This window comes from Streptomyces sp. ADI96-02 (genome assembly GCF_003846185.1).
Classification (GTDB): Bacteria; Actinomycetota; Actinomycetes; order Streptomycetales; family Streptomycetaceae; genus Streptomyces.
Window position 1 is genome coordinate 3,179,340 of sequence record NZ_ML123034.1, and the last position, 10,087, is coordinate 3,189,426.

9 protein-coding genes are annotated in these 10,087 nt (G+C 71.0%); 4 read left to right on the top strand and 5 right to left on the bottom strand.

What is annotated here, in order from left to right; translation table 11 throughout:
• Positions 1–65: 65 nt before the first annotated feature.
• The 3 genes from EES43_RS13855 to EES43_RS13865 form a co-directional block, all read right to left on the bottom strand.
• Complete coding sequence (locus EES43_RS13855) at positions 66–1,247, bottom strand: AI-2E family transporter (protein ID WP_124269017.1); 1,182 nt, start codon at positions 1,245–1,247, stop codon at positions 66–68.
• A gap of 65 nt (positions 1,248–1,312) precedes the next feature.
• The gene (locus tag EES43_RS13860; protein WP_124269018.1) at positions 1,313–2,269 is read right to left on the bottom strand and encodes a pirin family protein; all 957 of its coding nucleotides are present in this window, start codon (positions 2,267–2,269) and stop codon (positions 1,313–1,315) included.
• 194 nt (positions 2,270–2,463) lie between these two features.
• Positions 2,464–2,931 carry an SseB family protein gene (locus EES43_RS13865; RefSeq protein WP_124269019.1) on the bottom strand — a complete coding sequence of 156 codons (468 nt, stop codon included), beginning with the start codon at positions 2,929–2,931 and terminating at the stop codon, positions 2,464–2,466.
• A gap of 167 nt (positions 2,932–3,098) precedes the next feature.
• On the opposite strand from EES43_RS13865, the gene EES43_RS13870 reads away from it, so the two are divergent.
• The 3 genes from EES43_RS13870 (at position 3,099) to EES43_RS13880 (ending at position 6,739) form a co-directional block, all read left to right on the top strand.
• Positions 3,099–4,925 (top strand): acyl-CoA dehydrogenase, encoded by a 1,827-nt coding sequence (locus tag EES43_RS13870; RefSeq protein WP_124269020.1) that lies wholly within the window; start codon positions 3,099–3,101, stop codon positions 4,923–4,925.
• A gap of 180 nt (positions 4,926–5,105) precedes the next feature.
• Entirely contained in the window at positions 5,106–6,404 is a 1,299-nt protein-coding gene (locus EES43_RS13875; protein WP_124269021.1) for a M18 family aminopeptidase, read from the top strand.
• 113 nt (positions 6,405–6,517) lie between these two features.
• Entirely contained in the window at positions 6,518–6,739 is a 222-nt protein-coding gene (locus tag EES43_RS13880; RefSeq protein WP_124269022.1) for a DUF6458 family protein, read from the top strand.
• Between the two features lie 61 nt (positions 6,740–6,800).
• On the opposite strand, the gene EES43_RS13885 is transcribed toward EES43_RS13880, so the two are convergent.
• Complete coding sequence (locus EES43_RS13885; protein ID WP_124269023.1) at positions 6,801–8,618, bottom strand: NHL domain-containing thioredoxin family protein; 1,818 nt, start codon at positions 8,616–8,618, stop codon at positions 6,801–6,803.
• Positions 8,619–8,682: 64 nt separating this feature from the next.
• On the opposite strand from EES43_RS13885, the gene EES43_RS13890 reads away from it, so the two are divergent.
• A complete protein-coding gene (locus tag EES43_RS13890) occupies positions 8,683–9,174 on the top strand; it encodes an LURP-one-related/scramblase family protein (protein ID WP_124269024.1) in 492 nt (163 codons plus the stop codon).
• A 99-nt stretch (positions 9,175–9,273) separates the two neighbouring features.
• On the opposite strand, the gene EES43_RS13895 is transcribed toward EES43_RS13890, so the two are convergent.
• Positions 9,274–10,074: a carbon-nitrogen family hydrolase gene (locus EES43_RS13895; protein WP_124269025.1), complete on the bottom strand. Its 801-nt coding sequence runs from the start codon at positions 10,072–10,074 to the stop codon at positions 9,274–9,276.
• Between the last annotated feature and the right edge of the window lie 13 nt (positions 10,075–10,087).

Sequence of the window (10,087 nt, forward strand, 5' to 3'; positions counted from 1 at the left end):
AAAGCGGCGCAGGCCGAGAAAGCGGCGCAGGCCGAGAAAGCGGCGCAGGCCGAGAAGGCGGCCGACTAGGCCCCGCCGGCCCCGGACCCTCCGGGCTGACCGTGCGAGTCCGACGGCCCGTTCGGGTCAGACGGCCCGTGCGGGTCCGACGGCCCGTGCGGGTCAGACGGCCCGTTCGGGTCCGACGGGCCCCCGGAGGGCGGTGCCGATCCATAGCCGTCGCGGAGTTCGCCGATCACGCCGAAGGCCGCCGCGCACAGCGGGACGGCGAGCAGCATGCCGAGCAGCCCGGCCACGCTCGCCCCGGCCGTCAGCGCCACCATGATCATGGCGGGGTGCATCTGCACCGTACGGCTCTGGATCACCGGCTGGAGGACGTGGCCCTCCAGCACCTGGACGGCGAGCACCACGCCCAGCGCCCAGAGCGCGACCACGATCCCCCGGTCGGCCAGGGCGACGAGTACGGCCACCGCTCCGGAGACGAAGGCGCCGAGGTAGGGGATGTACGCGCCGACGAAGACCAGCGCCCCCAGCCCGACCGCCCCCGGCACCCTCAGGACCAGCAGCCCCACCGTGATGCACAGGGCGTCGATCAGGGCGATGAACGTGGTGCCGCGCATGAAGCCCTCGACGGCGTCGAACGCCCGGCGGCCCATGGCCTCCACGAGGTCGCCCGTACCGCGCGGGGCGATGCTGTGGGCGAGGTGCACGGCGCGGTCCGAATCGCGCAGGAAGAAGAAGGTCAGCAGGAGCGCCAGGACGCTGGTCGTCACCAGCGAGCCGATCAGGCTGATGCCGCTGAGCAGGCCGCCCGCGGCGCTCGCCCCGAACTTGCTGACGAGGTCCTTGGCGTTGTCGGCGAGGTCGTCGACGTTCGTGGCCCCGGCGATGTCGAGGTGGTCGACGACCCACTGCCCGGCGTCCTTCAGCGAGGCGACGATCTGGTCGCCGGAGTCGATGAGGGCGGTGACGACGATGTACCCGGCTCCGCCCACCACCGCGACCAGCGCCGCGCAGGTCAGCCCGGCCGCCAGTGACCGGTTCATCCGCCGGCCGGTCAGCCAGCGGTGGACGGGGCCGAGCAGCGCCGTGCCGAGCAGGGCGAGCAGTACCGGCGTGACCGCGGTCTTCAGGGTGACGACCAGCCAGATCACGACGGCGGCGACCCCCGCGACCAGCAGGACCACACCGCACCAGGCGGCTGCGCGGCGTACGCCCTCGGGCAGGAGGGGCTTGGGTGTAGGCACCCTCCCACCCGATCACGGCGCGCGTCGGCGGGCCCGTCCGTCGCCTCCGTACGAGTGACGGACCGTCACATTCCGTGGACCGCCGGGATCGTGCCGAGCCGGCCGGCCTGGAAGTCCTCGAAAGCCTGCTTCAGCTCGGCCTGACTGTTCATCACGAAGGGTCCGTAGTGCGCCATCGGCTCCCGTATCGGACGGCCGCCGAGGAGGACGATCTCCAGGTCGGGGGTGTTGCCGTCCTGGCGCTCGTCCGCGCGCACGGTCAGCGAGCCGCCGCTGCCGAACACCGCGGTCTGGCCGAGGTGGACGGGACGGCGCTCCGCGCCGACCGATCCGCGGCCGGCCAGCACGTAGGCGAGCCCGTTGAAGTCCTCGCGCCATGGCAGGGTCACCTCGGCGCCGGGGCGGACGGTGGCGTGGATCATCGTGATCGGGGTGTGGGTGATGCCCGGCCCCTGGTGCCCGTCCAGCTCACCGGCGATGACCCGGAGCAGCGTGCCGCCGTCCGGGGAGGCGAGGAGCTGGACCTCGCCGCCGCGGATGTCCTGGTAGCGCGGGTTCATCATCTTGTCGGCCTTGGGCAGGTTCACCCAGAGCTGGAGCCCGTGGAAGAGCCCGCCGGACATGACCAGGGACTCCGGCGGCGCCTCGATGTGCAGCAGGCCCGAGCCGGCCGTCATCCACTGGGTGTCGCCGTTCTCGATGGTGCCGCCGCCACCGTTGGAGTCCTGGTGGATGAAGCTGCCGTCGATGAGGTAGGTGACGGTCTCGAAGCCGCGGTGCGGGTGCCAGGGCGTGCCCTTCGGCTCTCCCGCGGCGTACTCCACCTCGCCCATCTGGTCCATCATGATGAACGGGTCGAGGTGCTGGTAGTCGATCCCGGCGAACGCGCGGCGCACCGGGAAGCCCTCGCCCTCGAACCCGCTCGGCGCGGTCGTGACGGCGAGTACGGGACGGGCCACGGCGTCACCCGAAGCGGCGACCTTGGGCAGGGTCAGCGGGTTGTCGACAGTCACTGCGGGCATGGGAGCCACCTCCGGGCGAGTGTTCTGCGTTCAATTTAGTTGAACAGTGAACATCTTGCAACCCGTCGCGCATTCCCGGGCAGCGGACAGGGCCCGCACCAGGAGCGGTGCGGGCCCTGTCCCGACCCGGGGAAGCGCAGGTGGAGCGCCCGGCGACCGGAGGACCCCGGCCGCGCGGGACGGCGGAACGACCCTCAGCCGTACATGCGCCGCATCGCGAAGTCGACCATCTGCTCGACGGCCTTGGCGTCGAAGACCATCCGGTGGTCGCCCTCCATGTCCAGCACGAAGCCGTAGCCCGTCGGCAGCAGGTCGATCACCTCGGCACCGGTGATCACGAAGTACTTCGACTCCTTGCCCGCGTACCTCCGCAGTTCCTTGAGCGTGGTGAACATCGGGATCACCGGCTGCTGCGTGTTGTGCAGCGCCAGGAAACCCGGATTGTCACCGCGCGGGCAGTAGACCTTCGACGTGGAGAAGATCTGCTGGAAGTCCTCGGCGGCGAGGGAGCCGGTGGTGAAGGCCCGTACCGCGTCGGCCAGGGAGGGCGGCGACGGTTCGGGATACAGCGGCTGCTCCCCGTAGCCGCCGCCCATCTGACCCATCTGGCCCATCTGACCCATCTGCTGCTGAGCACCAGGGTTCTGGTCGTAGCCGTACATGCCGCAAAGAGTAATCGGACACATCTGCGGCTTGAGGGGTTGCGCCTTATTACTGACGGGTAGCATCATCGGAGAGGTCAGCTGATACGCCCACGCCGGCCCGTCGCCCGACCCGCATCACTCCCCGGGGCGCTGTGCGCCACTGCTATTGATTACGGAGCCTTCCCATGGGGCACTACAAGCCGAATCTCCGCGACATCGAGTTCAACCTCTTCGAGGTGCTCGGGCGCGAGAAGCTTTACGGCACCGGCCCGTTCGCGGAGATGGACGTCGAGACCGCGAAGAGCATCCTCGACGAGGTGACGCGCCTCGCGGAGAACGAGTTCGCCGAGTCCTTCGCCGACGCCGACCGCAACCCGCCGGTCTTCGACCCGCAGACCAACACCGCCCCGGTCCCGGAGAGCTTCAAGAAGTCCTACCAGGCGTACATGGACTCCGAGTACTGGCGGCTGGGCGTCCCCGAGGAGATCGGCGGCACCACCGCGCCCCGCTCCCTGATCTGGGCCTACGCGGAGCTGCTGCTCGGCGCCAACCCGGCCGTGTGGATGTACTCCTCCGGCCCGGCGTTCGCCGGCATCCTCTTCGACGAGGGCAACGACGAGCAGAAGAAGATCGCGGAGATCGCCGTCGAGAAGCAGTGGGGCTCGACGATGGTGCTCACCGAGCCGGACGCCGGATCGGACGTGGGAGCCGGCCGGACGAAGGCGGTGCGGCAGGAGGACGGCTCCTGGCACATCGAGGGCGTCAAGCGCTTCATCACCTCGGGCGAGCACGACATGTCCGAGAACATCATCCACTACGTCCTGGCGCGCCCCGAGGGCGCGGGACCGGGCACCAAGGGCCTCTCGCTGTTCATGGTCCCGAAGTTCCACTTCGACTGGACCACCGGCGAGCTGGGCGAGCGCAACGGCGTCTACGCGACGAACGTCGAGCACAAGATGGGCCTCAAGGCGTCCAACACGTGCGAGATGACCTTCGGCGACCGCCACCCCGCCAAGGGCTGGCTGATCGGCGACAAGCACGACGGCATCCGCCAGATGTTCCGCATCATCGAGTTCGCCCGGATGATGGTCGGCACGAAGGCCATCGCCACCCTCTCCACGGGCTACCTGAACGCGCTGGAGTACGCCAAGGAGCGCGTCCAGGGCACGGACCTCTCGCAGTTCATGGACAAGACCGCGCCCAAGGTCACCATCACGCACCACCCCGACGTGCGCCGCGCGCTCATGACGCAGAAGGCGTACGCCGAGGGCATGCGCTCCCTCGTCCTGTACACCGCCTCCGTCCAGGACGCGATCCAGGAGAAGGAGGCCGCCGGCGAGGACGCGAAGGCGCTGCACGGCCTCAACGACCTGCTGCTGCCGATCGTGAAGGGCTACGGCTCGGAGAAGTCCTACGAGCAGCTGGCGCAGTCGCTCCAGACCCTGGGCGGCTCCGGCTACCTCCAGGAGTACCCGATCGAGCAGTACATCCGGGACGCCAAGATCGACACCCTCTACGAGGGCACCACCGCGATCCAGGGCCAGGACTTCTTCTTCCGGAAGATCGTCCGCGACCAGGGCGCCTCGCTCAACACGCTCTCCGAGGAGATCAAGAAGTTCCTCGCGGGCGCCCAGGGCGACGAGGAGCTGGCCCCGGCACTGGACTCGCTCGCCAAGGCAGCCGTGGACCTGGAGGCGATCGTCGGCACGATGATCACCGACCTCACGGCCACCGGCGAGGACGTGAAGAACATCTACAAGGTGGGCCTCAACACCACCCGCCTGCTGATGGCCTCCGGCGACGTCGTCGTGGGCTACCTGCTGCTCAAGGGCGCGCTGGTCGCCGCCGAGAAGCTGCCCAGCGCCTCCGCGAAGGACGTCGCCTTCTACCGGGGCAAGATCGCCGCCGCGAAGTTCTTCGCCGCGAACGTCCTGCCCGGCGTCTCCGCCGAGCGCGCGCTCGCCGAGACCGTCGACAACTCCCTCATGGAGCTGGACGAGGCCGCGTTCTGATCCCGGCAGCCGCCGACGCGTACGAAGACGCCGCCGCCCGTGTCCCGCGGGCGGCGGCGTCCGCGTGACCGGCATCCCGTACCCGGCGTGACCGGCCATCGCGCACCCGGCCGCAGACGCGTCCGCGGCCCCGGGTGGTCACCGGACAGCGGACCGACCGTGCTCGTTAAGGTGAAGAGCATGAGCTCTCCCCACCGGTTCGGCCGCGCGCACACCGATGACCTGATGTCCTTCCTGGCGGCCAGCCCGTCCCCGTACCACGCCGTCGCCAACGCCGCCGAGCGGCTGGAGAAGGCCGGCTTCCAGCAGGTCGAGGAGACCGCCGCCTGGGACGCGTCGGCCGGCGGGAAGTTCGTGCTGCGCGGCGGAGCGATCATCGCCTGGTACGTGCCGGAGGGGGCCTCGGCGCACACGCCGTTCCGGATCGTCGGGGCGCACACCGACTCGCCGAACCTGCGGGTCAAGCCGGTGCCGGACACCGGAGCGCACGGCTGGCGGCAGGTCGCGGTCGAGGTCTACGGCGGCACGCTGCTCAACACCTGGCTCGACCGCGACCTGGGGCTGGCCGGCCGGATCTCGTTGCGGGACGGCACGCACCGGCTGGTCGACATCGACCGGGCGCTGCTGCGCGTGCCGCAGCTGGCCGTGCACCTGGACCGGTCCGCCAACACCGACGGGCTCAAGCTCGACCGGCAGAAGCACATGCAGCCGATCTGGGGACTCGGCGACGTGGCGGAGGGCGACCTGATCCGCTTCGTGGCCGAGGAGGCGGGCGTCGACGCGGCGGACGTCACCGGCTGGGACCTCATGCCGCACGCGATCGAGCCGCCGTCCTACCTCGGCCGGGACCGCGAGCTGGTCGCGGGCCCGCGGATGGACAACCTGCTCTCCGTGCACGCCGCCACCGCCGCGCTGGCCGCCGTGTCCGCCCTGCCGGACGACGAACTGCCCCGCATCCCGGTGCTGGCCGCCTTCGACCACGAGGAGAACGGCTCGCAGTCCGACACCGGCGCCGACGGCCCGCTGCTGGGCACGGTGCTGGAGCGCTCGGTGTTCGCCCGCGGCGGTTCGTACGAGGACCGCGCCCGCGCGTTCGCCGGATCGGTGTGCCTCTCCTCGGACACCGGTCACGCCGTGCACCCCAACTACGCGGAGCGGCACGACCCGACGCACCACCCGGTCGCCAACGGCGGGCCCATCCTCAAGGTCAACGTCAACATGCGGTACGCCACCGACGGCGGCGGCCGGGCCGTGTTCGCCGCCGCCTGCGAGAAGGCGGGCGTGCCCTGGCAGACGTTCGTCTCCAACAACTCCATGCCCTGCGGCACGACGATCGGCCCGATCACCGCGGCGCGCCACGGCATCCGGACCGTGGACATCGGCGTCGCGATCCTCTCGATGCACAGTGCGCGCGAACTGTGCGGCGCGGACGACCCGTACCTCCTGGCCAACGCGCTCACGGCGTTCCTGGCGGACTGACCGCGTCCCGTCGGACGACTCCCAACCGCCCCCGCGCACATGGTTGTTCCCGGGCCGGGTACCCGAGCGGTACATCGGCCCGGATACTCCGGGCCGTCGAGGAGGCGGAATTCATGGGACTCGGAGGATGCATTCTCCTGATCGGTGGCGGGGCGATTCTCGCGTTCGCGACCGACTGGAAGATGGACACCGTCAATGTCGACCTGGTCGGCTGGATCATGATGCTCGTCGGCCTCGTCGGGGTCTTCGTCTACATGAGCATCGCGCGGCGCCGCCGGATGGTCGTGCCGCCCACCACCACGGTCGTCACGGAGGACGAGCAGCGCTACCGGTGACGGCCCGCGGCGACGGTCCGGGCGGCCGACAGGGCGGTGGACCCGGCCGGCCGCCGGACCGTCATCCCTGCTCGTCCATCCCCGCCAGCACCAGCGGCAGCCGGGCCGTGCCGTCCTTCGTCACCCGTACCGGGACGCCCCAGTCCTGCTGGTGGACATGGCACGCCGGGTACTCGTTGGCCGGGTCGTCGTCGCAGGACGCCGCCATCGCCGAGACGTGCAGGACGCCCTCGGTGAACCCGTCCGCGAGCACCAGGTCGCGCCCGAGGTCCGTACCCGCCCCGGAACCCTCCGCCAGCAGCTCCGGCGGGGTCGCGGAGACCAGCAGCCGGGTCGACGGCCCGTACCGGGTGTCGAGCTTCTGGCCGGCCGGGGCCTGGAAGACCACGTCGAGCCGGAGGGTGCCCGGCGCGATCTCGGTGGCCGCGCGCCGGGTGCGGTGGGCCTGGTCCGGGACGCGCACCGCCTCCTCGGGCAGCCGCAGGCGGGTCAGCCGGTGCCGGGCCGACTCGACGACGACCAGGTCGCCGTCGACCAGCACGGCGTCGCTCGGCTCGCGCAGATCGGTGGCCAGCGTGGTGACCTCGCCGGAGACCGGGTCGTAACGGCGCAGCGCGTGGTTGTACGTGTCGCTGATCGCGACCGAGCCGTCGGGCAGCGCGGTCACGCCCAGCGGATGCTGGAGGAGCGCCTGCCCGGCCGCTCCGTCGCGGTGGCCGAAGTCGAACAGGCCGGTGCCGACGTCGGTGCGCACGTGGCCGTCCCGGTCGATGTGGCGCAGCGAAGAGCTTTCGGAGTCGGCGATCCAGAGCCGCTCGCCGTCGGCGGAGACCGCGAGGCCGGACGGCTGCGCGAACCACGCTTCGGCGGCCGGCCCGTCGACCAGGCCCTCGTTGGTGGTCCCGGCGGCGACCTGTACGACACCGGCCTCCGGGTCGTACGTCCACAGCTGGTGCACGCCCGCCATGGCGATCCACAGCCGGTCCGCGAACCACGCCACGTCCCACGGTGAGGACAGGTCCACCTCGCGGGCCGGCCCGTCGGTGGGCGAGCCCTGCCACCACTGGCGGCCGGTACCGGCGAGGGTGGTCGTCACGCCGGTCGCGAGGTCGAGGGCGCGGACGGCGTGGTTGACGGTGTCCGCGACGGCGACGCGGCCGTCGGGCAGGAAGGCCAGCCCCTGCGGTTCGCTGAACCGGGCCTCCCCGGGGCCGCCGTCGGCCAGCCCGCGCTCGCCCGCGCCGAAGTGCCGCCGCACGGTCTCGCCGTCCGCGTCCAGCTCGACGAGGCGGTGCCGGGTGGTGTCCGAGACCAGGAAGCCCCCGTCGGCCAGCGGCAGCGCCTTGCCCGGGAAGCGGAGGTGGGTGGCGACGGGCTCGGGCGCCACGTACGGGCCGTCGCCGCGGCGGAGCGTGCCCTTGGCGGCGTGCTCGGCCTCCAGCTCCTCGACGAGCTTCTCGATGGCGTGGGCGTGGCCCTCACCGGCGTGCTGGGCGACGACGTAGCCCTCGGGATCGATGACGACGAGCGTCGGCCAGGCCCGTACGGCGTACTGCTTCCAGGTGGCCAGCTCGGGGTCGTCGAGGACGGGGTGATGGACCTCGTAGCGTTCGACGGCGTCGACGACGGCCTGGTGCTCGGCCTCGTGGACGAACTTCGGCGAGTGGACGCCGATGATCACCACGGTGTCGCGGTGCTTCTCCTCCAGCTCGCGCAGCTCGTCCAGGACGTGCAGGCAGTTCACACAGCAAAATGTCCAAAAATCGAGAATGACAACGCGTCCTCGCAGCTCAGAGAGGGTGTACTGCCGGTCGCCTGTATTGAGCCAGCCGCCCTTGCCGATGAGTTCGGGGGCGCGGACGCGTGCACGTGTAGCCATGCCAACAGTCAACACCTCCGCCGCCTGCGCGCATTCCACCGGGCCCCGGGGGAACCTGTGACCCATGAGACTTCTCGTGCGTGAGCGCCTGTTCGCCGTCGGTGACGACTACTGGATCGAGGACGCCCAGGGCCGCAAGGTCTTCCTGGTCGACGGCAAGGCGCTGCGGCTGCGCGACACCTTCGAGTTGAAGGACGCGGACGGGCGGATCCTGGTCGAGCTGCGCCAGAAGCTGGTGAGCCTGCGCGACACGATGGTCATCGAACGCGACGGCGAGGAGCTGGCCAAGGTCAAGCGGAAGCGCCTCTCGCTGCTGCGCAACCACTACCGAGTGACGCTGGTGGACGGTACGGAGCTCGACGTCAGCGGCAGGATCCTGGACCGCGAGTTCGCGATCGACTACGAGGGCGAGCTGCTGGCGCAGATCTCGCGGCGGCTGCTCACCGTCCGGGACACGTACGGGATCGACGTCGTGCGCGAGGACGCGGACGTTCCGCTGCTGATCGCCGTGGCGATGTGCGTGATCGTCCTGGCGGACAAGGAGAACGAGGACTGATCACATGACCCGGGCCTGCGGGTGGGCCGGAGCGGAGGCCAGGCTGACGGCATGGGGTGGGCCGAGGTTTCACGTGAAACCTCGGCCCACCCCATGCCATCAGTGCGCCCGGCGCGGCGGGGCCAGGCCGAGGCGGCGGTCCTTCAGCGCCGGGAACCGCTCCCGTGTGGTGCGCACTTGCTCCGGGTCGAACTCCACCGTCAGGATCTCCTCGCCCGCGCCGGCCTCGGCGAGCACTTCGCCCCACGGATCGACGACGACGCTGTGCCCCGCCTGCTCGACGCCCGCGTGGGAGCCGGCCGTGCCGACGGCCAGGACGTAGGACTGGTTCTCCACCGCGCGGGCCCGCGCCAGGAGCGACCAGTGGGCGCGCCGGCGCTCGGGCCAGCCCGCGGCGACGACGAGCGTCTCGGCGCCCGCGTCGACCAGGCCGCGGAACTGCTCCGGGAAGCGCAGGTCGTAGCAGGTGGCCAGGCCCAGCGTGGTCTGCGGCAGGGCGACGGTCACCAGTTCGTCGCCCGCGCCCATCAGGGCGGCCTCGCCCTTGTCGAAGCCGAACCGGTGGATCTTGCGGTAGACGGCGGCCCTCTCTCCTCGGGGCGAAAAGACGAGCGTGGTGTTGTAGAGGACGCCGTCCGGGGCGCGCTCGACGAAGGAGCCCGCGTGCAGCCAGACCTCGGCCTCGGCAGCGGCTTCCGCCATCGCGTCGTGGGTCGGCCCCCGGAGCGGTTCGGCCTCCTCGGCGAACTCCGTGTAGGCGAACGCGCCGACCGGCCACAGCTCGGGAAGGACCACCAGATCGGCTCCCCGCTGGCCGGTGACCAGCGAAGCAGCGCGTTCCCGGCGGGAATTGACCGGTTCGTCCTGGTCTACTGCGATCTGGAGGAGCGAGGCGCGCACACTACCACCGTCC